Below are 23,629 nucleotides of genomic sequence, written 5' to 3'. Positions count from 1 at the left end.
ACTATTACAATCAATAATTAGAAAAAAGATTATATTTTGTTATATAAATAAAATATTCTATTCAGCAAATCCCAACCACTATACATCCTTAACTATCATCTATACCTTAAAAACGAAACAGTTTTATTAGGTTCATAACTTTTTTTAGTCGGCACAATTCAACATCATTATCTATCTATTATTATTTTTAATAAATAAGTTTTTATTAAAAAATTTTCCTTATTTTCTTTTTATCTTGCTGTCTATGTCCGCAAGATGCTTAACATTTATTAATAAAAAAGCAAAACAACCATTAGCCTTCATTGAAAAAAACTTAGTTTATTCAATAGACAAACTAAGTTTAGCTTGTTATACTAGCAATTGTTACAGAGATTTTTCAAGTTTTGTAATCGCTAGAAACGGAAGAGATCACACATTTAGGTTAGTTTTTACTATCAAATTTTCTCGGAGGTCAATAATATGAGTTATTTTAAAGAGATTAATAAAATTCAATATGAAGGTGCTGGATCTAAAAATCCTTTATCTTATAAGTATTATAATCCTGAAGAAGTCATTAACGGTAAGACAATGGAAGAGATCCTTCGTTTCTCAGTTGCATATTGGCATACTTTTAATGCAGATGGTACAGATCAATTTGGAGTTGGAACCGCTATTCGACCTTGGAATCATTTGACTGGCATCGATTTAGCAAAAGCACGTGTAGAAGCTGCATTTGAATTTTTTGAAAAGCTTAATGTTCCATTCTTCTGTTTTCACGATGTCGATATTGCACCAGAAGGATCAACTTTAAAGGAAACGTATCAAAACTTAGATATAATTGTTGCAATGATAAAAGAGTATATGAGTACTAGTAAAACAAAACTATTATGGAACACTGCAAATATGTTCACTAATCCTCGTTATGTACATGGTGCAGCTACTTCCAATCATGCAGATGTTTTTGCTTATTCTGCTGCTAAAGTGAAAAAGGGCTTAGAGGTTGGGAAAGAGCTTGGTGCTGAAAACTATGTATTTTGGGGTGGACGTGAAGGATATGAAACACTTTTAAATACAAACATGAAATTAGAGCAGGACAACTTAGCTCGCTTCTTCCATATGGCTGTTGATTATGCAAAGGAAATTGGTTTTGATGTACCTTTCCTTATTGAACCGAAGCCAAAAGAACCAACAAAGCATCAATATGATTTTGATGTGGCAACTGGTCTAGCTTTCTTACAAAAATATGATTTAACAGACCATTTTAAATTTAATATTGAAGCAAATCATGCGACACTTGCTGGTCATACGTTTGAGCATGAACTACATGTAGCACGTATCAACAATATGCTAGGTTCTGTTGATGCAAACCAAGGAGATGTATTACTTGGCTGGGATACAGATGAATTTCCAACAGACTTATATTCTACAACACTAGCAATGTATGAAATCTTGAAAAATGATGGATTAGGCAGTGGCGGACTTAATTTTGATGCAAAGGTACGTCGCGGCTCATTTGAAGTAGAAGATCTTTTCCATGCACATATCGCGGGAATGGATAGTTTCGCCATTGGATTAAAAGTAGCGAATAAGTTATTAGAAGATAAAGTATTAGAAAACTTTATTGAACAGCGCTATAGCAGTTATACTGAAGGTATCGGTCTTGAAATTGTCGAAGGCAAAACTGATTTCAAAAAATTAGAAGAGTATGCATTACAATTAAACGAGATTAAAAACCAGTCTGGTAGACAGGAACGTTTAAAAATGCTTGTTAATCAATATATTCTTGAGGCGTTAGTATAAGCGATTTTCCTATTATATGCATGAAGAGGAATGGAGATCTTTCCTCCTCATGCTTTTTAAATTTAACTTTTTAGGAAAGCTGCTTTTCAAAACAAAGATATTCTTGATGTCCCTCTGGCTTTGTAGTGAAAAAGATATTACCTCGTAATTGATAACCGAGCTTTTTATATAAACGTACTGCTTTTTCGTTTCCTAAATATGCATCCAATCGGATACTATCATACCCTTGATCAGAAGCAATCTGTTCACATCTTTTTACAAATTCTCCCCCAAGCCCTCCACCTTGAGCTTCTGGATCAATCATTAGAGAATGGATAATAAGTGGTTTATTCCCTACCCATGGGACAGCATTCCACTCTTCATCCTGGAACTCATTAAGAACAACATGACCGAGAATTTCCTCGTCCCTTATAAGAACATACAACTCGTTTTTATCGATACATTGCTGAAAATACTCTTTATTAGGATACCTGTCATCCCATTGTAAGATGCCTTCTGCCTCTAATTGTTTCCGACACCTTATGTAAATGGAATTTATCGTTTCTAACATTGACTCTGTTGCTACGATTAGCTCTAATTGTTTTGTTTGCATTCAAATACTCCTTATGTTTCTACATTTTTATATTGGCGCTGTTATCCTTTGTTGCTTATTTCCTCTTGCAATGCTCGCTTTTCACATCACAAACTCCCCTTATAGTATGCTGCGGTTAAGGAATACTATGATAAAAACCATTCACCTTTAATAATTTTCTCTACTTCTTCTCTCCAACATTTTTATATGCCAACAAAATAGAGACCATATCATATTAGAGATATGGTCAAAAAACGTACGTTTTCTATACAATCCTTCTAAACCTATGTCTTTATTGATACTCGCAATGCACTTATATTATTATTAATGATATTTTATTCCAAACCGTTCATTCACGATTTTTTCAAAGTCTTCTGCTGAAATTTCCCGTTTACTTTCCTTCCCATTAACCCATTCTGTTAAAGAGGTATCAGTTAAGGTGACACTACCGTTATCTGTAAGACGTGTGACTAATGGTCTCTTATTAAAAGGAGAATTTTGATGCTCGACAATGGTCGTTTGCACTTCATTTAAATCCTCTATATTTTCATATTTAACAGTTGAATCAAATACATAGCCAATTTTCCAGTCTCTATCCTTATGCTTTAATTTCATATGGAAAATATAATCACCTAATTCATTTTCAACCTTTTCAATTCTAAACTCCCCATTATCAGAAGTGACAACTTCACCGTTAAGTGGGACCGGAGCTAATGGTAAATTTCCGCCAAAACCAGTATCAACAATGTAAAGCTGCCTATGATGTGTTAGCAATATTGCAACATGGGTCCTACCTATCGTATTCCATGCCTGCTTCTCATGATTAAATGTAATGCCACGGATTAAAGAACAATTAAAACCATTTTCTTTTAAAAATAAATAAAGGATGGAATTAAGGTCATAGCAAAGCCCACCACCTTGCTTATTGATGATTTTATTTATCAGGTATTCTTTAGTCAAACGAGTTGTTTCTTTGGCAATAATCGGCAAATTTTCAAAGGCAAGAGCTCTGGCAGTTTTCTCAAGAACCGTATTTAATGTATCGAAGGTTATAGCTACATTTTCCGCAAGGCCGATCCGTTGACGAAATTGTACATTCAAATTACTCATTGATTATTCCTCCTCCAATTTAATGATAGCGAAGTTGTTGCTGGAATTACAAATCATTCCCCTTCTCCATCCTCATATTGAATTGAAATATCTTCTACATATTTTCTGCTCATGAGCTTTTTCTTTTTTCTTATTTCCTTTTTCTCAAAAACCTGATCTAAATCATAGTTTTCAGGATATAATTCTTTAGCATCAATAAATGGCTTCACACGCTTTTGATTGATTGTTATTTGTTTATTTTTTACAAGTAATTCCATCTCTCCCCTAGAATTCACTTCAGTTTTAATGATTCCCTTTGTTTGAAGATGTGGAATCCAAACTGCATCACCAATTTTGTACTGAGAAAGGCGATTGTTTTCCGATTTCTTTACTTGCTTCTTTTCATTTCCCACTTTTACATTAGCTCTCGTCTTAGGAATGATCGATGTTTTTTCCTCCCGATGCTGTGAAAAGGAAATTTCCTTAGCCCTTTCAATAATCTCCATTGGTAAGCCTAGTCTTTGAGCAATTGAAAATGCTTGACTCTCTCCTCCCTTCCCAATGGTTAGCTTATAAAGTGGCTGTAATGTTTCAATATCAAAATCCATTGACCCGTTTTCAAACCCTTCTGCTTTTTCTGCAAAATCCTTCATCTCACTATAATGAGTTGTCGCAATTAACAAAGCACCTGATTGGTAAATGGCTTCTAATATCGAAATCGCTAGACCCATTCCTTCTCTGGGGTCAGTCCCCGAACCAACTTCGTCGAGAATAACAAGCGTATCCTTTCTAGCCATTTTTAGAATTTCCTTCACTTGTTGAATATGCGAGGAAAAGGTACTTAATGATTGCTCAATGCTCTGATGGTCACCAATGTCCACCAAAATATTTTTTACGATACAAAAATGACTGCTTGGATTAGCAGGTATATGAAGCCCTGACTGAACCATCATGGCGAGCAATCCGACCGTTTTCATCATAACGGTTTTTCCACCAGTATTTGGACCTGTTATGACGAGTGCTTGATACTCCTTTCCAAGTGTCATCGTTAACGGCACTGCTTCAGCTCCGAGCAATGGATGTCTTGCCTGTCTAATATCATAGCCACCATCTTGATGAACTTGAACTTCATTTCCTCCGATAGATTTACTAAATTTTGCTTTAGCAAAAATAAAATCATATGCAATCATGCCTTCAATATTAATTAATAATTCCTGCTTATGGTGCTCTGTCATTTCTGCTAACTGACCAAGAATTTTTTGAATTTCTAACTCTTCTTCAACCTTTAAAAAGGTTAGCTCATCTTGCAATTTTTGTATATCATTCGGCTCCATATATACTGTTTGCCCGCTTGATGATTGGTCAATGATGACCCCAGCGAATTTTCGTTTGTATTCATTTTTAATTGGAACGACATATCTTCCATTTCGTACACTTATCACTTGATCCTGCATGTAAGGTGAGGCAGATTTCATTATTTGAGCTAGCTTTGTTTTAAGCTTCTCTTCAATAGTAACGATTTTATTTCTTGTTTTCATTAACGCTCTTGATGCATAATCATCCACCTTGTTATTGCGAATGCATCGGGCAATTTCATCTGCTAGCTCGGATAATTCAAAAAGAGAATACGCATACGAGCTTATCGTTGGTGCATGATATTCCTGCTTAAGCATAAACCGTTTTATTTTCTTTACAGCATCAAGAAAGGAGCCTAAAAAGCCAAATTGCTCAGCTGTTAGCAAATATCCTTTATCAACAAGGGCAACAATTTGCTCAACACCATGTAAGGAATGAACTGGAATGCTCGAAGATTTTTCAATGATTTTGCTCGCCTCTGTTGTTTCATTAAGCCACCGTTTAATCGTGCCTTCCTCATAAATAGGACGGAGCTCTCGTGCTCTTTGCTTGGCCTCTTCGCTCATTGCAAAGCTGCTTAATATCTCTAAAACCTTATGAAATTCTAAATTTTCAATTGCCGTTTTATTCATTTTGAAAACCTCCAAATAATTTTAAAATTAAGGAAATGTTTAAATTTATCATTGATTTTCTAGACTCAGTTCAATAAAATAACCGACAGCAAAAATGCATAAAGGCATATTTAACAAAGCTAGAAGATCAAAAAAAGGTGATGAACAATTCGTTGTTCATCACCTTCTCTCAAATAGCATACTACACCTAAAAAGGCATATTACACCCATAAAAAAACGTGCTTTAAACAAAGCACGGATTAAATACGAGCATATGCAAAGAGATCACAAATGTGTATGATAACCGTTTTGTTCTTAACCTTCTACAGAACATACTCAAATAAACCTTTAACCTCTTAAAAGTTTTTTCAGTTTATTCATGTAGATGAAGTATTTACTTCGATTAGTTAAGAACAGTTACCCTCACAAAAAACATCTCCTAAATTTTGTTACAAATAACATAACAAAGGACGACCCGGTTTGTCAATGTAAGTTTTGTTTATGTATGGATTACAAATTAATCACCGTTTTTAATTTCCTTTATACCTTTGCCACCGTAAAAAGCGTGGCCTGTCTTTATGACTGCTACGGTTTCAAATCCTGACTTTTGATACACCTTTTCAACCCTTTCATTAATTGGCATAACCCAAAAGTTAGCAATTCCTCTTGCTTTGACTTCCTTTTGTAAATAAGCAATTAATTGACCAATAAGTCCTTTCCCACGATATTCCTTTAAAGTCGCAACACTTTCTAGCCTTGCATCACGGCCATTTTGAAAGATACATGCTGTTGAGCAAGGAACACCATCATACTTTAAAACATAGTGAGTAAATGCTGGGTGGGCAAATTCCTCTTCAAAAGCTTTTTCACGAATCGCCCCTCCCAATTCTTGAATTTGACATTCAATTTGAATCGCCTCATGCTTTGTTTCATCTGTCACTTGCTCAATTGTTACTAGTGGATTTCCTTTGAGCTCTACATTCCTTTTCCAAAGTTGAACAGGACTGTCAAATGACTCGAACCGAAAGCCTCTTTCCTTCAAAACTTCTAAAAAATCCTGGTATCCTTCATTCAACGTAAGATAGAATCTCGGAACTAGATTTTTCTCTTGATAAAAGGTAATAACCTCAGCAATAATCTCTTCATATTGACCAGTAAAAGTTGAAATATATGCATGGTTTGCATCATAATAATCTGGCTGACGTTCATTATAAAAAAGATATCCCCAGCTTGTCTGTTGCATTGTTGTAAAGGTTGATATATACGCATTATCTAGTGCTTCTAAATCTCTGTAGTCCATAACTGCCTGACCCCCATTCATTACTATTCTAGTAAAATCGTACCTTTATTCATGCACTCTTACAAGAAAAAATTGTAATTTCTCTTCCTTCAGCACAAACTCAATCATAATTCCATTCTGTTTATCGAAATAACCAAGAGCTGTTACTCCCCCCTCCTCACGTTCATAATAATGTTCCCCATAGCTTTCTATTATTCTTGACTTTTTATCTCCAATTTTTACACCTTTAACAGTTTGAAAAGTAGGATCTGCCACAAAATACTCAATTATCTTCCTTTGTTCATTCAATACAAACCTTAATTCTTCATTTTGATAGGATAGATGAGACACATTTGGTTGAACGATTTTTTCCAATTTCTCAGGCTTGCCAAATACATTGATAATTCGCTCCTCTGTTTGGCCAATCGCTATTTTGTTTATCGATTCAGTTGTTAAGTCTGTACTAGTAATCTTTTCGTAAAAGTCATCTGCTGTTTTTGCAAAGGGATCACATCCAATAACAAAGGATAACAAAAGAAAAATACTAGAAAACATAAGATATTTATAAATTCCTATTGGCATATTGCTCCTCATTCGTTCTCGCTCCGATTCCATTTCTCAAGCAACCGCTGTGCTTTTACTTGCAAATAATTGTAAAACTGCCACTCATCAGAAATCGAACGCATTTCTGATGCTTTCTCCTTTAACAGCTGATGAATATTTTCATTATCATAGCGTATAAGCGTCGGAATCGCGTCACTTGATAAGGTAGATAAATAATTTTTATCAAGCCTACCTGTTTCCTCATAACGCTCAAGATTTTTAACGACAATTAATTTGTTAATATTTAGATAATTCACGATTACATAACCAGCTAAGCTTACAACAAACATTGCTCTCAATTTTTGTTTAACAAGTAATTAAAAACCCCCCCTCACTAATACAAATAAAAAAGTTTTTCCAAGTTTTATCCACACAAACCATCCCTTCATACATAGTAATTCTATGTAAGTAGATACATCGAATTACTATGTAGTAATAAAAAAAATTAGAAGCAGACTCTCCTAAAGAACTACTTCTATTTGTTTACACAGAACGATGAACACCAATATGATAAAATAATTTACTAATCGGATAAATGAGAACAGTCATAATGACACAAATTGTAATAAATGATGGTGTTAAAATTGGCTGAAACCACTCAGTTGGTATAAAGTGAAACAGCGTCATCATCATAAGCAGCACATTTGGTATCAAACTAATAAATACTGTCTTTGAGAAAACCTGCTTCCCTAAAAGTCCATATTCCCTACCAATTTCGAAGCCTAGCATCATCCAAAAGACGGTATATATAATGACAATCGTTAATGGAATTTGTGCTAACAGCCCCCATGCTTCAGAAAGAAGCGAATCCTCATAAAGATGGTAGCAGACAGTTAATAACGACCCGATAATAAAAAACATAAAGTTACAAAAGACAAAGTTTCGACTAACAAATCGGACAGCAATCGGTTGTACCTCTTCGTATTGTTTAGCAATATCAAGCGGATCACCTAATTGTGTAATGATCTCGTCTATCGTTAAATGAGGCATGTCAATTCGCTTTTCTTCAATATGTATTTCATATTCGCGGATTACTTCCTCTTTATCAACCGAATTCGGTAATGCTTGTTTCAGCGTCTCAAGAAACTGTTCCATTATTTTAGTCATATAGAATCTCTCCCAATGATTCCATTCATCATCGAGACAAATTTGCCCCATTCCTTCGTTTTCTCAGATAAAATAACTTTACCTTCTTCTTTAATTTTATAATATTTACGTGCAGGTCCCTTTTTTTGCTCCTGCCAATAGGTTTCAACATAGCCCTTTTTTTCTAGCTTGTGTAATGCAGGATATAGCGTACCCTCTTTCACTTCTAAGGCATTTCCGCTCCTTTTTTCCATTTCCTTCACTAATTCATAGCCGTACATATCCTTCTCATTTAACAGCTGCAATAAAATTAATGACGTACTGCCCTTAATTAACTCTCTATCAAACATAATTTCACCTACCTCGAATATTTAGGTATATTCTATTTCCTTATTTTACATTGTATTGAAGAAAAAACAAGTATCCCTTTTCTCTATATTTTCATTTTATTTTAGTAGGATATGTACATATATTTCGATAAGTGTTTACACCTAGTGAAACATGATAATATGTGGAGGGAAAGGAAGTAGGAAATCATGCATGTATTATTAGCTGAAGATGATCTGAAGCTTGGAGAGCTTACAACATATATGCTCTCAAAAAAAGCTAAATATGAAGTAGATTGGGTACAAAATGGTGAGGATGCCTACGATTATGCGATTGCTACCCACTATGATGTTTTAATTTTGGATTGGATGATGCCAAATGGTGATGGTGTCGAGGTATGCCGTAAACTTAGAAAAGAGGGCTATGGTGGTGCTATCCTCATGCTAACAGCCAAAGATAGCATCCAAGATCGTGTAATAGGTCTTGATGGTGGTGCTGATGATTATCTTGTTAAGCCTTTTGAAATTGAGGAACTCCTTGCTCGTCTCAGAGCATTAACGCGACGAAACTTTTCACCAATACGCGAAGAACAAGTAACAATTGATGGTATTATCATTAATCGCACAAGCCAAACAATAAGCAAGGATGCAAAAATCATTCAACTTACACCGCGAGAATTTCAACTGCTTGATTTATTAGTAGATAATAAAGGACAGGTTTTAACGAGGGAGCTTATCTTTGAACGGATTTGGGGCTATGATACAGATGTATCATATAAAACAATTGATGCGACCGTAAAATTGCTTCGAAAAAAGCTTGCGAAATTTAGCAAGGGTACGTGGTTACAAAGTATTAGAGGAGTTGGGTATAAGCTTGAAACGTAAAAAAACAAATGTCTTTCACCAAACAGAACGGACTTTGACCTTAAGGTACAGCTTTCTTATTCTATTATTCCTTTTCGTTTTTATTATTCTTTTATATAGTATTGTTTATTTCTGGCTTACTGCTGATATAAAGAAAGAATTACGGGATAAAGCACAGCATGAATTACAGCCAGTTGAAAAATATTTAACTGGAAGAAATGATGGTCCTGATGATCGAAGAGGCGATCCAAAAGTTGCAGAAACGGATAGCGATCAATTATTTTACTATGTCACAAATACAAATGGAGATGTGATTATTCAAGACGCACAGCTTCCCCTCTTGCATACAAGCTTTATTCACTTTATTTCAGAGTGGCAGCCAACGCGTGAGGAATTACGAAGGGAAGCCTTGATGATTGATGAAAAGCTCCTTTTAAAGGATGATGCAGAGTTTGCAACCTATGTGCCCACTGAAGCAAAGCTGCAAATTTTTATGATTGCAAAGCCGATTTATGAACGTAATCAGCTTGTTGGGTATTTGTATATTGGCCATAATGCTACAAATCTATTTCAATTGCTTTCATCACTTCTTCAAATATTAGCTGTTATCGCATTTATCTTTTCAGGAATTGCTTTTTCTCTTAGTCGCATTATGTCAAAGCGCGCAATGGTGCCAATTAAACAGGCATTTGCAAGACAGCAGGAGTTTGTTGCTGATGCTTCGCATGAATTAAGAACGCCACTTAGCGTCATGCTTTCATCTATTGAGCTGCTTGAAATGGAAGAGCAGACAGAACAGGATAAAGAAATGGCCGTTAAAACGATACACAACTTAAAAGAAGAAGTAAAACGAATGACAGGACTTGTAAGTAACTTACTTACACTTGCAAGATCCGATTCAGCGCAACAAAATGTAACGATGGAAGCTTTTGATTTATATCAGGTCGCTAAGCAAACGATTCACACATTCGAAGCCCATGCCCATACAAAAAATATAACACTACAATTAAAGAGCCCTAACCCATTACAAATAATTGGAAATATAGAGCTGCTAACACAGCTGCTTTATATTCTCATAGATAATGCGATCAAATATTCAGAGTATAAAGGTACTGTTACGTTAGCAATCTCTAAAGAAGGCAATCAGCTCTTACTTACCGTTACCGACAACGGTGTCGGCATTGAGGAAAAGCATATTCCTCATCTATTCAAGCGATTTTACCGTGTTGATAAAGCAAGAACCAGGCAGGAGGGCGGTTACGGCTTAGGACTTTCTATCGCAAAATGGATCGTCGATACCCATAATGGAACGATTAACGTTCAAAGTAAATTACATGAAGGAAGCACATTTATCGTAAACCTTCCACAAAAATAAGATAATTTTACCTTTGGGGACTGTCCCTCCAACTCGTTGGGGACAGTCCCCTTTTTTATCTTTTTTGAAACTCTCGCTTTTTTCACCGTCTTTTCACTAAACTTTATTATATTAATCACAAGTAAAGCACGAGGAGGTGAAAAAATGAAACAGAGAAAAAGCCCTCTACTTTTGATAGGAATTGCGGTGATTGGACTTATTGTCCTTTCAATTTGCTTTTCAGCCCTTTGGCATTTCTTAACACAGACTATTTTCTACTATCACATGGACTCACAACTCGGACATGGTCGAGATGGTTTTCAACCAAGAGGAGCAGGCTTTATTGGCCACGATTTCCTATCATTGCTAGTTAATATCGGCATCATCACCTTAGGCTGGTGGATTTGGAAAAAAGCAAATGGAGAAACCGTAAAAAAATGGGTAGGAATAATTCTTCTCCTCGGTGGATTATGGGCAATCCTTCCGAAGATTATTGCGATTCCACTAGTATTGATCGCTTTATACATCACATTTAGAGGATGTAAATCGAAGGAAACAATATTCGAGGAACAAGTGAATGCTACTTATCCGATATATAACACAGCTTCTCACAATATTCTTGATGAGTGGGAACGTAAAAACAACTAAGGAGGAAATAAAATAATGGGGATTTTTAAACGAGTAAAAAGAATTGCAGTAGCAGATATGAATTCAACGTTGGACAAGCTTGAAGAGCCTATCAGCATGGTTAAGCAATATATTCGAGAGCTTGAGGGTGAGATTGAAAAAGCACAATCAGCCTTAGCGAAACAGCTTTATTTTGAACAAAAGCATGAAGAGCACATTGAACAGGTCCAAAAGATGATTGCTGATCGCAAAAGACAGCAGCAATTAGCAATAGATAAAAACAACGATGAGATGGCAAAACTAGCCATTCAAGACCGACTAGAAAACGAGAAAAAACTAGAGGTTCTTAAACAACAGCTTATTCGGATAAAAAGTCAAACAGAACAATTAAAAGCACAGGTTATCAAATTACGTGATGCTTATACTGACTTACAAAACCGAAAAGCAATATTATATTCTAGATCAAATACTGCAAAAACTACTAATCGCATTAATCAAACACTTGCTTCCTCACAATCTAAAAACATTATCAATGGTTTTGCGAGAATGGAAGATAAAGTGCTGCGCATGGAGGCTCATGCCTATGCTTATGACTATGTTAACGAAACAGAGCTTCAAAGCGCTAAAACCTATTCACCAGAGGTTGAAGAAGAGTTTATGAAGGCAAAAGAAGCAACAGCAGCAAATCAATAAGCTTTTAAACAGAAGCTTTCGTCTTAAACAAACGTTTTTCTCAAAATGTGTAAGTATACCCTTCGATAATATTATTGGAGTCTGTCAACTCCTCTACGCTTAAAGACAGACTCCATGTTTTTCTTACAACTTAAACGACATCATATCCTTGTTCTTCAATTGTCTCAACAATTTCTTCATTTGAAACTTTATCCTTCTCAAAGCTTACTTCAACTTCACCTTTATCTAACAAAACTTTTACATGTTGAACACCTTGTAATTTTCCAACACTGCCTTCGACTGCATTGACACAATGTTGGCATGACATACCTTCTACTTTAAATGTTTTTGTTTCCATTTTGATTTGGTGCCTCCTATTTTTTCATTAATCTTTGGACGGTTACTAACAACTCGTCGATAATTTCTTCGTCACCCTCTTGGATTCGTTCAACTACACATGTCCGTAAATGTCCTTCAAGCAATAACTTGCCGACACTATTTAAAGCCGATTGAGTTGCTGAAATTTGCGTAATGACATCATCACAATACGTATCCTTTTCAATCAATGATTTTATTCCGCGAATTTGACCTTCAATTCGATTCAATCGAGTAATCAAGTTTTTCTTTACTTTATCAGAATGATGACTCGTCCTGTGATGTTCATGCTTATGCTCATGACTATTTGGCTCATTACTCATAGAAACATCCCCCTTAATGAATACTAAATTTAATGTTCTTATATCTATAGTTTATTTTTCCTAAATAGTCAAAAGAGACTATTGTGATTCACTGTTAAATGTACTATACCCCTCTATAGTATATGATATTCTGCTAATTTTATCTATCCTTTTGAATAATCGCTCTCATTCAGGAGAATAAGCAAACATAAACATAATATATATATCATAATTGTTAATCGAAAGGAAATGGGGTAGTCATCAATGCAAAAGCTTTTTGTAACGGTTCTCATCCTTTTTCTCCTATCAGGCTGTGGTACAGATTATCATTCTAATACGATTACTTTAGCTAGTCAAAACAAAGAAAAGGTAATCGAAACGGAAGCGATATACATCGGCTTGATTGATTCACACTCAATCGAAGTCTTCATCAACAAAGAGCCTTACGCACTCCAAATCAATGAAGCTCAACAGGAAATTGCTGAAAAACTCCCTACGAAAAAAAGGATTTCCATCAAGTATTATTATGATAAAAAAACAACACAATACCAATTATTAAGCATTCAACAAAAAGGGGACTGACCCTAATTATTAGAGTTAGTCCCTATCAAAAATTAAATTTCATTTTCAGTAGTTGACGATGTTGATTGGCTTTCCTGCAATTCGGTTTGAATTTCTTCTATCGTTTTGCCTTCAGTTTCTATACCGGCCTCTTCCGCTTGCTCTTTAACATCGTCCACATTCAATTTGCCACCGTCCTTACCCATTTCAAGCATTGCTTCTCTTAATTCCTCTTGAATCTCTTCAATTGATTTTCCTTCCGTGTCAATTCCGGCCTGTTCAGCTCTTTCGATAATTTGTTCATCTGTCAATTTCTCGTTAGGATTTGGGCGTATTTCCTTCATTTCCTCTTCAATTTCCTCTATCGTTTTTCCATCTGTATCAATTCCGGCATTTTCAGCCATCTCAATTATCTGTTCATCAGTTAGCTCTTCTTGAGCAAATCCCTGTCCACCATTTTGCTGCATTTCTGGATTCCCATTTGCCTCACTTGCTTCCTTAGATGCTTCACTTTCATTTCCACAGCCTGCTAGTAAGAAAATTGCTAGCATCGTGCTGCCAATTACTATATTTAATGAACGACTCATTTAGCTCCTCCTTTATTCCTTGCTTATAAATGAATATACAGGGGAAATATGTCAGGAGGATGTCAGACTTAATAATTAGTAAATAACTGTATTGCAAAAAGAACTATTTTCGATAGGCTCCATCTATAACCGGCATGTTTAACAACAATCTCTTAGAAAAGGACTAAAAAAAGAGGTTGGTTCAAAGCATGTAGCTTTTCTGAACCAACCTCATATCATTCACTAGCTTTTCGTTCTTAACTGTTTGTCTAAATAAAATGTCCCAAATGGAATAAATGATAAAAATACAGCCCAAATTCCCCATAAAATAGACCAGCGTTTTTGAAATTTGACAAAAGCTACAAGGATGACAAATGCAACAAATAGAAATCCATGTAAGCCACCAACGATTGTTACAGCGATCGGAAAATCAAAGAAATATTTTAATGGCATCGCAATAAGCAATAAAACTAAATACGAAATCCCTTCCAAAATCCCTGAAAAACGCAAAACTCCTACCGAACTGTTAAACACCAAATCAACCCCATTTTCACATTTTATATGTTTATTATACAAGCTCCTAGCTAGCGAATAACGAAAATGTTTGACAATTTTGCTAATAACTAATAGTTTGCAACTTTTTCAACGGCTGTTTTCGTAAACTTTGTTGTTGATTTCCACTGCTTGCGGTTCGTTCTCTGCTTTAACTCAACCGCCTGTTGGTCTCCCTTTAACACGATTCTCTATTCTGGAGTCTCACGCCCTCACTCCAATCAACGAAGTATATATAAATTTAGAAAAGAGCTATACAATTAACAACTAGATGGATTGGTACAGCAAAAAATCAGCGAGAATTTGTCCCGCTGATTCATTCTAACCTTTATTTTATTTTAAATTTATTAATCGTTTCTTCTAGTTCAAGGATCGTATTTGATAATGATGCTGCTAAATCCCCTAGTTCCTCGGCTGATGCTGCTTGTTCTTCTGTTGTTGCTGTTACTTCCTCTGTTGTTGCTGAAGAAATTTCTGCAACCTCAACCATTTCATTGATTGCGATTTCTACCTTTTCTTTATTTTGATTGATTTTCGCGATCGAAGCTTCAACATAATCGATTTCACTAATAATTGAATTGGTTCCTTCAAGAATATTTTCGAACGCATCCATCGTATGGTGAATGGAATTTGTTTGTTCCTTAAATAAGGAGATCGTTGTTTTCACTAGCTCTACAGATTTTCGCGTTTGGGTTAATATACTAGCGATAACAGTTTCAATTTTTAATGAAGAGCTCTTTGTTTGATCTGCTAGCTTCCGTATTTCTGAAGCAACTACCGCAAACCCCCGACCTGCAGCCCCAGCCCTTGCAGCTTCGATACTCGCATTTAATGATAAGAGATTTGTTTCTTCACTAACGCTCTTAATCATTTCAACGATGTCTTTAATCTGGGCGATTTCACGGTTAAGTGCATCCATTGTTGTATCAACCTGTCCGATATTTGTTCCCATTTCTTCATTTTTATCAGTTAATTCCTTAATCGTTTCAATCGATTGGCTACTAAGTTTTTTCGTTGTTTCCGTAATCGTTTGCACCTTTTCCATATTATGTGCAACTTCATTAATTTCACTAGATAATTCCTTCATTTCGCGGTTCGTTCTTTCAGAATAATCTACCTGGCTAACAGCCCCCTTTGCAACTTCCTCTATCGCTGAAGCAATTTGCTCAGTTGCTGCTGCAGATTCTTCTGCAATCCTTTTTAAATCTACAGCACTCTTAACCGCATGTGTAGATACTCGTTTATTTTCTTCAATCATATTCGTAATATTGTCAATCATTGTATTGTAGCTTTTGCCAAGTTGTCCAACTTCATTTTTATATAAATAGTCAGCGCGATCAGTTAAGTCTCCTTTTTCCGCTTCCTTCATAATCGCAACAATTCGATTAATCGGTTTAATCATCCCTTTTGCTAATAGAATGCTAGCAAATACTGATAATAGAACGAACAAAGCAATAATTCCATAAACGAGATAAATCACTTGATTAATTTCTTTCATTAAATATGCTTTGGATGTAGAAACGGAAACCTTCCACCCATTACTGCTATCACTTACAGATACTAGGTGGCTATCTTTCTTATCAGATTTATACTCTGTTCCAACGAGTTTCTGATTATTACTTGCAATAATAATACCTTCATTATTTATTACTGAAATCTCTCTTCCTATATTCTTTTCTTCGACTCCTAATACATCGTTAAAAAGTTTGCTATCAGCCATGAGAATCAAAGTTCCGAGCCGGTCATACTCTCTATATAAATAAATATTTTCAAAGTCTTTTTCAACGCCTGAGCCCCAATAGACAGCACCAGATAACTCCTCTACCTTTTCAGGGATGTCTGAATTTAAGTAGTTTTCTAATTTAAATTTGCTTGTCGAATCAGATTCACCATATAGCATACCTTCTTCATTGACAAAGAGCATGCCTCGTGCAAATTTATTTGTAAAAGTAATACTAGAAAAGTACTCCGTCGCCTCTCTTTCCTTCATGAGGATTTGAAACTCCGTTAACCCTTCATTGTCTTTAAGCGTTTCCATAAAATCCATATTTGAAAATGGGACTATTGTTAAGTTCTCAAACTCTTTAAGCGAATTGTTTACATTTTTTGTTACTTGAGTGCCTATTTCATCGTTCATATTTGATACTTTATTTTCAATCGTAGCTGATGAAACAAAATAAACAACATTACCAATAATCAAACTAGGAATAAGTGTAAATAATAGCAAAAACAAAATAATTCTTGATTTTAATGTCATCCCAACAAATAGTTGAGGAAGCTTAAATTGATTCTTTCGATCTTTTTGTCGTTTCTTACTTATTGCTGGTTTCTGTTTTGGTTGTTTTCTTGTACGCAAACCTATTTCCCCCTACCTGAATAAATTTCAATATCCCCATATTAAAATGAAACGATGTTTCTTAAACTTTGCTGCTTTATATATATTTCTTTGATTTACCTTTGCAAGTAAAACATAAGAGTCATACTCTCTTAATATTTTGAACTAGTTTTACGTCCTTCTTCATTGCAACTCTTCGAAGGAGTCTCTTAAATCCTCTACTAACAATCTATTCTTGAAAAAATCCAACACTAGTACAGGAGTTATATATGTATTCGCTTCCAATTATACTATAATTCTCCTATATTTTCTTTAAAATCCCGAAAAAAATAGTGATATTTTACTATTTTTATAGTTAATAATTGGAATGTATGTAGTCTATAACGAAGTAGGATATATAGATTATAAATTAATGTACTACATCTATCTTAATGGAGATGTTTTAATAAAGTAGTTTTTTTCTTAAACATTAATTTTAAGACATAAGTAAATTGCGGGGAAGTATTTTTATATGTTTCGGCTAAAATATAACTTACTTCCTATATATCATAATCACGTTCTCGTTCTTCAATGTCTAATAAAAACAAATATCAATACTAAAAAGGTGCAAGCTCCAACAAAACTTTTGCTCCAATTCCAGTTATAAAGGAAACGATCGCAAAAACGATAATAAAAGATGGATACTTAACGAAAGAACAAATTTACGGAAAATAACTTCTTAATAGGAAAGGACCAGAATCCTTGATAATAGGCTACTGGTCCTTTTTCTATTGTTAACTTGCTATTGTTTCATTTACATTCTCTTTCGCTAATCTTTGCTTCTTCGCCTTTTTGAAATGTAACAGCTCATAAATGACCGGAATGACGACTAAGGTCAACACAGTTGCGACACTTAATCCTCCAATAACAACTACTGCTAAGCTTGAAGATACAAGGTTACCCGCTTCAGCTTCCTTGAAAAGTAACGGGAGCATTGCACTTATTGTCGCAACTGCAGTCATAATAATTGGACGCATTCTTACAGATGCTGCTTCTACAAGGGCATCACGGATAATCATTGTTTCTTCATTTTGTTTGACTCGATCAAGTAATACAATCGCATTTGTGACAACGATTCCGATTAACATTAATGCGCCTAATAATGTCGTAACGTCAACGGTAATGCCACTGATGATAATACCTAAAATTGCACCAATTGCCGCGAGTGGTAATGAGAAAAGAATCGCAATTGGGGCACGCATCGTTTTGAATGTAATAAGCATAATTAAGAACACAATCCCAATTGAAGCTAGCATCGTCATAAATAAATCATTAAAATCGCTTGCTTGGTCAACACTTGCTCCTCCGATTAAAACCTCAGTATTATCCGAGATTTCTATGCCATCCTTTTCCCCATCACCAAATATCTTTTGATTGATTTCACTTGAGATGGCTGAAAGTTTTTCTGGCTCAATGGTTGCTGTGACTCGAATATATTGTTCACCATCTTTATGGAATGAGCTTGTCGGCTCTTCATTCCTTTCAAGCTTCGCAACTTTCGAAATCGGTGTCATCCCTGTTTCGGTCATAATTGGTACATTTAACAAGTCCTTTTCAGTTTCAGGATTATATAATGGTTCAAGCATAACTGCTGTTTGGATGTTATTCATCTCAATCATTCCAAGTGGTGTTTGGTTCAGCATGACAGCTGCTTGACTAGAAATTTGGTCAGCCTTCGCAACACTCGGATTGACTGCAAATGAGTAAACAACCTTCGTTTCTTCTTGATTTGTGCTTACTTTTTCAATACCATCAATGTCCTTAATCTCAGCCCGAACCTTTTCAGAAACAGTAATTAGTTCGTCAAGATTATCACCGACAACATCGATTGTAATGGAGGTTGCTCCACCACCCATGAGTGAAGCCTCTGTAGCTTCTAGTGTTGCATTTTTATATTCATCCTTTTGGGAATTTATCTTTTTAACAACTTCTTTACTATCTACATCTTTTTCGAGGGTAGTCAAAATTTGTGCCTCTGTTGGATTACCTACACCACCATATTTAGCTGCATCTTGATCATTTCCTACTTGAAGGTAAACATTTTTTACCCCATCTTGCGCTAATACAAATTCCTCTAGTTTTTCAGCACCTGTTTTTACCGTTTCAATAGGTGTCTCATTTGGATAAGTTAAGCCAACATAAACATAATCTGGTTTCGTTTTATTTACAGATCCCTTAGGTAAGACTAAATAAGCACCGACTGAGCCAGCAAATACAATAAATGCAGTAAGCAATACAACCCATTTATGATTTAATGACCATGTTAACATTTTTGCAAATTTAACTGATGGCTGATGCTCTTTAATTTTTGCATGTTTAAGTAATCCAGCACTCATGACAGGCACGACTGTAATCGCAACAATTAACGAAGCTAATAATGAGTAGGTAATGGTTAACGCAAATGGTAATAGGAAATCTTGTAGACTACCATTTAACAGACCCATTGGTAAGAATACAGCTACCGTTGTTAAGGTAGAAGCAGTAATCGCTTTTCCAACCTCTTTTGTTGCATCAATTACCATTGCAACTGAAAATTTTTCTGTTTGGGAACGACGGAAAATATTTTCAATGACGACGATACTATCATCGACTAAACGGCCAACTGCGACGGCTACTCCACCGAGTGTTAAAATATTTAAGGTTACACCTGATTGTGACAATAAAAACAGAGTAAACCCTAAAGATAACGGAATTGATACGATTGTAATTAATGTTGAGCGTAGGTTACGTAGGAATATCATAATGACAATTGTTGCAAATAGAGCACCTAACAATACTTCCTTAATCATACTGTGGACAGAGGACTCAACAGAATCAGACGTTGCTAAAATCACATTTGCCTCAAGATTGTCATATTTTTCATTTATTTCATCAGATACTTTTTCAATTTCCTTACTAATGGATACAGCGTTTGAATGGCTATCTTTTGTTGCAATTAAAACAAATCCGTCCTTACCATTTAACTTTGTTAATGTCTTATCCTGCTTTTCGACAGACACGCCTGCTATATCCTTAAGTGGTACAGCTGGTATGACCTCAGTGTTTTGTAGCTTCTCTAATGTATTCACATCACCAATTACTTTTATATTTGCTGTTTTACCATCAATCTCTTTTTCTCCAACAGCTGTTGCAAGATTTTGTCCTTGAAGGAGAGTCATGACACTTTCCATTGTGACCTGCTTCTCAGCCATTTTCTTTTCATCTAACTTCACTGAAATATACGATGGAATTTTTCCATTCATTTGAATGTCTGCTACACCAGCGATATCCTTATAATATGGAACGATTTCTTCCTCTGCATATTCTATTGTTTTTGGCGTCACTCCTTCATCAAAGGTTAAAGCAATATATGAGATCGGGATCATTGACGTATTAAGTTGAACAACATTTGGCTTTGAAACATTTGCTGGAAGGGTCACATTCGCAAGTGCTTCCTCAATTTCTCGCTTTGCTTCCTTCTTATCAATCGTTGATTCAAAATTAATATCAATTGAGGAATAGCCATCACCTGTTGTTGAAAAGACATTCGTTTTTCCATTTACACTATTTACTGCCTTCTCAATTGGCGTTGTTACTTGCTCCTCCATCATCTTTGTATCTAAGCCTTCACCAACTGTAACAACTGAGATGAATGGTTGATCTGCTGATGGCAAAAACTCCATCGGCAATCTGAAATAGCTTAATACCCCCATAACTAAAATAAGCATGGACAGTAAAGTTACAGCTGCTTTGTTCTTAAAAGACCATTTTGTAAACCAAGACATGTTCTTAAGCTCCTTCCAATTTTTCCATTTAATGTTTTCTTGCTAACCTGTCATTATTTTAATTGGAAAAACTGGAGGCTATAATTGCCTTAAGCTGTAAAAGCATCTACGACTTCAGACGTATTTCACTTTAGTCCTTTAAATTACTCAATATTTTTTCGTTAACAGTACTTAACTTTTGACTATTTATGTTTAAAATAGAACATAGCAGCATGAGATACTAGTGAGAGGAGAGAAGTCTGATGTTTTTTATGATGTTAACAACTTTAATGAGCTTGCTTTTAACTGGTATTGTCTTAATCTTTCATTCTTCCTATTTAATTGGCGGTGGAATGTTATTAGCTGGAGGAAATTTTTATTATTTCTTTAGTAACTATTATAAAAAAAGAAAAGCGAAACAAAAAAAGAAATCTAACGAAGGATATACGGATTGGACCTGTGATTGCGTCAGTATGGACTGTTCAAATGTTAAGACTTTCAAAAAAATGGATTGTGATCGCGGCCCTGATTGTGATTGTACTCCAGACTGCTCAAATTAATATAGAGGTGGATAGTAGTGAGAGAGCTTATTGAGATGATTCCATGTCATCGAATCCCTGAAAGATGTTTACATATAAACGGCAAACCGATGTCCTTGTGCACAAGGTGCTTCGCCATCTTACTCGGCTATATATTTACTCCAATTGCAGTTTTTGCTGCTCTATCAATCCCCATTTGGGTTTCTATCCTGATGGCTGTCCCAATGTTAATCGACGGTTTCACTCAACGTTGGAATTGGCGAAAAAGCTCAAATTCAATCCGTTTTCTTACAGGCTTCACATTTGGCATTGGGCAGGCACTCTTTATTTCAACTGTAGTATGGAAAACAGTTGAATTGCTGAATTGACGATGAGGTAATCCTTTTAAATTTCAGGGCTAATCTAGAAAACTAAGAGTATAGAAGAGGCATCGCTACCAAGCTCACTGCACAATAGCCTTCATACAAAACGCTTGGAATTGAATCTAAATATTCACTCCAAGCGTCCGCTTTAATTGTTTATTTTCTATCTTCTAATACACGGATGAATTCCCTCATATAATCTGGCAAATCTGGTGGACGTCTGCTTGAAACAAGATGACCATCAACTACAACTGCTTCATCATGCCAAATCGCCCCGGCATTTTCCATATCATCTTTAATACCTGGTGTACTTGTGACGTTCCGACCTGATAAAATTTTTGCCGAAATTAGTACCCATCCAGCATGGCAAATTTGACCAATCGGCTTTTTCTGTTCATCCATCTGTTGCACAAATTCAAGCACCTCTTCGAAGCGACGAATCTTATCTGGTGCCCAACCCCCAGGCACAAGCAAAGCGTCATAATCATTTGCAGAAACATCTGAAAAGGCATAGTCTGATGTAGCTGGAACACCATATTTACCGATATACTTTACATTTGCATCTTCACCGGCTAAATGCACAATTGCACCTTCCTCACGTAAACGATGAATCGGATACCATAACTCTAAATCCTCAAACTCATCATGAACAAAGCTTAACACCTTTTTACCTGTTAATCTCATAATGTTTGTCCTCCTTTTTTTCCGAATAGTGGATCGGTTTTCTTAGTTCAATTAAAAGTTTCCTAACTTCTAGGCGCATTTAAAATGCACAAATACTAAGTATAACTGTTTATACTTTTATTAACAAAAAAAGTCATATAGGTGTATGTATACCCTTTATGACTTTTTTAATAATCCATTTCAGTTAGTAAGCTAGCTGTTTGTTCATCTGTTATTAATACATTCGCATACTTTCCCTTTAACGCTCCGTAAATCGCCTTTACCTTTTTAGAACCGCCTGCAACAAGAATTGATTTTTCCTTTTTAGAAAGCTCATCAAGTTCAATTCCAATTGTGCGGTTATTTAAATTCTCTACACAAATTTCCCCATTTTTATCAAAAAACCTTGAACAAATTTCTCCAACCGCCTTTGATTGAATTAAATGCTGCTCTTCCTTTGAAAAATATTCTGCCTGTAATAGAACCGAATCAACAACAGGTGTCCCTACGCTGAAAACCGCTATATTTGCCTGTTTCCCCAATTTTAGTATTTTATGAATATGGCGGTCAGCCTCTATAGCCTGCTTGACAACAATATGATCAACGATTGCTGGTAACGGTAACAAAAACGTTTGGGTATTAAATGCTTCTCCAAATAAATGAATGATTTCTGAAGCATATGTTTTTGTTTCAGAATGACTTACTCCACCATTTAATTGGACAACCTTAGTATTTTTAACTGGCTTCGGCTTAAGTTTTGTAGCTAATTCATACACTGTTGTTCCCCATGAAGTAGCGATTAAATCGTCATCTTTTACAACTTTATTTAAATAGCTAGCAGCAACCTCACCTAGATGTCGTTTAATAAATGTATGGTCATATTCTGAAACTGAAGCAATAATGACTTCCTTAAGTCCGAATTTTTCTTTAAGCCGTTCTGTCAGAACCTCACCTGCTTCAACAGGATTATGAATTTTCACTTCAACGATGCCTGTATCTTTAGCTTGTTTTAATAACCTGGAAACAGTTGGTCTAGATACATCTAGTTTTTTAGCTATCTCCTGTTGACTGTAATCTAATTGGTAATAGAGTCTAGCAACTTCAATGATTTTTGTAAGCTTTTCTTTTTCCATTTATACAGCACCTATTTTATTTGTTTTTGCTGTTTTCGCATCCTTTGTTGCTTGCAAGTTTCTATACAGTAACCTAGGTTGATTTCTCGTTGCAGGCATTCTCTTTCCACGGACGAACATGGAGCATCCTTGTCGTTATAGCTCCTATTGGTTCCCCTTGTACCGCTTTTCTCCCCAGGAGACTCATGCCTTTCACTCTAACCAACAATTGTTTAAACTAAGCACTTGCTATAAACAATAAT

Annotated in this window: 24 protein-coding genes; 8 read left to right on the top strand and 16 right to left on the bottom strand. The window is 35.4% G+C overall.

Annotation, left to right across the window (positions count from 1 at the left end; translation table 11 throughout):
- Positions 1-459 precede the first annotated feature (459 nt).
- Positions 460-1,779 (top strand): xylose isomerase, encoded by a 1,320-nt coding sequence (gene xylA, locus ACTJJ9_RS04585; RefSeq protein WP_095297368.1) that lies wholly within the window; start codon positions 460-462, stop codon positions 1,777-1,779.
- 70 nt (positions 1,780-1,849) lie between these two features.
- Here the strand turns inward: xylA and ACTJJ9_RS04580 are convergent, their stop codons facing one another.
- The 8 genes from ACTJJ9_RS04580 to ACTJJ9_RS04545 form a co-directional block, all read right to left on the bottom strand.
- Positions 1,850-2,371 (bottom strand): GNAT family N-acetyltransferase, encoded by a 522-nt coding sequence (locus ACTJJ9_RS04580; protein ID WP_095297367.1) that lies wholly within the window; start codon positions 2,369-2,371, stop codon positions 1,850-1,852.
- 303 nt (positions 2,372-2,674) lie between these two features.
- On the bottom strand, positions 2,675-3,460 hold the full coding sequence (locus ACTJJ9_RS04575) for an arylamine N-acetyltransferase family protein (RefSeq protein WP_095297366.1): 786 nt from the start codon (positions 3,458-3,460) through the stop codon (positions 2,675-2,677).
- Between the two features lie 53 nt (positions 3,461-3,513).
- A complete protein-coding gene (locus ACTJJ9_RS04570; protein WP_145581379.1) occupies positions 3,514-5,427 on the bottom strand; it encodes an endonuclease MutS2 in 1,914 nt (637 codons plus the stop codon).
- A gap of 496 nt (positions 5,428-5,923) precedes the next feature.
- A complete protein-coding gene (locus tag ACTJJ9_RS04565; RefSeq protein WP_145581378.1) occupies positions 5,924-6,706 on the bottom strand; it encodes a GNAT family N-acetyltransferase in 783 nt (260 codons plus the stop codon).
- A gap of 45 nt (positions 6,707-6,751) precedes the next feature.
- Positions 6,752-7,279, bottom strand: coding sequence for a hypothetical protein (locus ACTJJ9_RS04560; RefSeq protein WP_186324167.1), 528 nt, complete (start codon positions 7,277-7,279; stop codon positions 6,752-6,754).
- The gene (locus tag ACTJJ9_RS04555; RefSeq protein WP_222124773.1) at positions 7,276-7,578 is read right to left on the bottom strand and encodes a DUF4153 domain-containing protein; all 303 of its coding nucleotides are present in this window, start codon (positions 7,576-7,578) and stop codon (positions 7,276-7,278) included. The genes ACTJJ9_RS04560 and ACTJJ9_RS04555 overlap by 4 nt, the downstream gene beginning before the upstream one ends.
- Before the next feature lie 193 nt (positions 7,579-7,771).
- Positions 7,772-8,395 carry an HAAS signaling domain-containing protein gene (locus tag ACTJJ9_RS04550; protein ID WP_145581375.1) on the bottom strand — a complete coding sequence of 208 codons (624 nt, stop codon included), beginning with the start codon at positions 8,393-8,395 and terminating at the stop codon, positions 7,772-7,774.
- Complete coding sequence (locus ACTJJ9_RS04545) at positions 8,392-8,724, bottom strand: PadR family transcriptional regulator (protein ID WP_095297354.1); 333 nt, start codon at positions 8,722-8,724, stop codon at positions 8,392-8,394. Before ACTJJ9_RS04545 ends, ACTJJ9_RS04550 begins: the two co-directional genes overlap by 4 nt.
- 186 nt (positions 8,725-8,910) lie before the next feature.
- Here ACTJJ9_RS04545 and ACTJJ9_RS04540 point away from each other — a divergent pair, with 186 nt between their 5' ends.
- The 4 genes from ACTJJ9_RS04540 to ACTJJ9_RS04525 all read left to right on the top strand — a co-directional run bounded on the left by ACTJJ9_RS04540 (position 8,911) and on the right by ACTJJ9_RS04525 (position 12,238).
- The gene (locus ACTJJ9_RS04540; protein WP_145581374.1) at positions 8,911-9,585 is read left to right on the top strand and encodes a response regulator transcription factor; all 675 of its coding nucleotides are present in this window, start codon (positions 8,911-8,913) and stop codon (positions 9,583-9,585) included.
- Positions 9,575-10,939 carry an ATP-binding protein gene (locus tag ACTJJ9_RS04535; RefSeq protein ID WP_145581373.1) on the top strand — a complete coding sequence of 455 codons (1,365 nt, stop codon included), beginning with the start codon at positions 9,575-9,577 and terminating at the stop codon, positions 10,937-10,939. The genes ACTJJ9_RS04540 and ACTJJ9_RS04535 overlap by 11 nt, the downstream gene beginning before the upstream one ends.
- Before the next feature lie 144 nt (positions 10,940-11,083).
- Entirely contained in the window at positions 11,084-11,566 is a 483-nt protein-coding gene (locus ACTJJ9_RS04530) for a hypothetical protein (protein ID WP_145581372.1), read from the top strand.
- Positions 11,567-11,581: 15 nt separating this feature from the next.
- A complete protein-coding gene (locus ACTJJ9_RS04525) occupies positions 11,582-12,238 on the top strand; it encodes a PspA/IM30 family protein (RefSeq protein WP_145581371.1) in 657 nt (218 codons plus the stop codon).
- Positions 12,239-12,368: 130 nt separating this feature from the next.
- Here the strand turns inward: ACTJJ9_RS04525 and copZ are convergent, their stop codons facing one another.
- A complete protein-coding gene (gene copZ / locus ACTJJ9_RS04520) occupies positions 12,369-12,575 on the bottom strand; it encodes a copper chaperone CopZ (protein WP_145581370.1) in 207 nt (68 codons plus the stop codon).
- Between the two features lie 16 nt (positions 12,576-12,591).
- Positions 12,592-12,915 (bottom strand): metal-sensitive transcriptional regulator, encoded by a 324-nt coding sequence (locus ACTJJ9_RS04515; protein WP_095297342.1) that lies wholly within the window; start codon positions 12,913-12,915, stop codon positions 12,592-12,594.
- 243 nt (positions 12,916-13,158) lie between these two features.
- Between ACTJJ9_RS04515 and ACTJJ9_RS04510 the strand changes: the two genes are divergently transcribed.
- Complete coding sequence (locus ACTJJ9_RS04510) at positions 13,159-13,476, top strand: hypothetical protein (RefSeq protein ID WP_095297340.1); 318 nt, start codon at positions 13,159-13,161, stop codon at positions 13,474-13,476.
- Between the two features lie 32 nt (positions 13,477-13,508).
- Here the strand turns inward: ACTJJ9_RS04510 and ACTJJ9_RS04505 are convergent, their stop codons facing one another.
- The 4 genes from ACTJJ9_RS04505 to ACTJJ9_RS04490 form a co-directional block, all read right to left on the bottom strand.
- Positions 13,509-14,042, bottom strand: coding sequence for a hypothetical protein (locus ACTJJ9_RS04505; RefSeq protein WP_095297338.1), 534 nt, complete (start codon positions 14,040-14,042; stop codon positions 13,509-13,511).
- A 222-nt stretch (positions 14,043-14,264) separates the two neighbouring features.
- Entirely contained in the window at positions 14,265-14,555 is a 291-nt protein-coding gene (locus tag ACTJJ9_RS04500) for a DUF3817 domain-containing protein (RefSeq protein ID WP_095297336.1), read from the bottom strand.
- 346 nt (positions 14,556-14,901) lie between these two features.
- Positions 14,902-16,929 carry a methyl-accepting chemotaxis protein gene (locus ACTJJ9_RS04495; RefSeq protein WP_095297334.1) on the bottom strand — a complete coding sequence of 676 codons (2,028 nt, stop codon included), beginning with the start codon at positions 16,927-16,929 and terminating at the stop codon, positions 14,902-14,904.
- A gap of 752 nt (positions 16,930-17,681) precedes the next feature.
- Positions 17,682-20,711, bottom strand: a complete 3,030-nt coding sequence (locus ACTJJ9_RS04490; protein ID WP_145581369.1) for an efflux RND transporter permease subunit — start codon at positions 20,709-20,711, stop codon at positions 17,682-17,684.
- Between the two features lie 242 nt (positions 20,712-20,953).
- Here ACTJJ9_RS04490 and ACTJJ9_RS04485 point away from each other — a divergent pair, with 242 nt between their 5' ends.
- Positions 20,954-21,250, top strand: coding sequence for a hypothetical protein (locus tag ACTJJ9_RS04485; RefSeq protein WP_095297329.1), 297 nt, complete (start codon positions 20,954-20,956; stop codon positions 21,248-21,250).
- Positions 21,251-21,267: 17 nt separating this feature from the next.
- Positions 21,268-21,597, top strand: coding sequence for a DUF2085 domain-containing protein (locus ACTJJ9_RS04480; protein WP_440768482.1), 330 nt, complete (start codon positions 21,268-21,270; stop codon positions 21,595-21,597).
- A gap of 150 nt (positions 21,598-21,747) precedes the next feature.
- On the opposite strand, the gene ACTJJ9_RS04475 is transcribed toward ACTJJ9_RS04480, so the two are convergent.
- Together ACTJJ9_RS04475 and ACTJJ9_RS04470 are read right to left on the bottom strand one after the other, a co-directional pair.
- Entirely contained in the window at positions 21,748-22,275 is a 528-nt protein-coding gene (locus ACTJJ9_RS04475; protein ID WP_145581367.1) for a type 1 glutamine amidotransferase domain-containing protein, read from the bottom strand.
- A gap of 167 nt (positions 22,276-22,442) precedes the next feature.
- Positions 22,443-23,387: a sugar-binding transcriptional regulator gene (locus ACTJJ9_RS04470; RefSeq protein ID WP_145581366.1), complete on the bottom strand. Its 945-nt coding sequence runs from the start codon at positions 23,385-23,387 to the stop codon at positions 22,443-22,445.
- Between the last annotated feature and the right edge of the window lie 242 nt (positions 23,388-23,629).

Source organism: Metabacillus sp. 22489, assembly GCF_052044855.1.
Classification (GTDB): domain Bacteria; phylum Bacillota; class Bacilli; order Bacillales; family Bacillaceae; genus Metabacillus; species Metabacillus niabensis.
The sequence above is the reverse complement of the archived record's forward strand: the minus strand, read 5'-3'. Positions and strand labels throughout refer to the sequence as shown.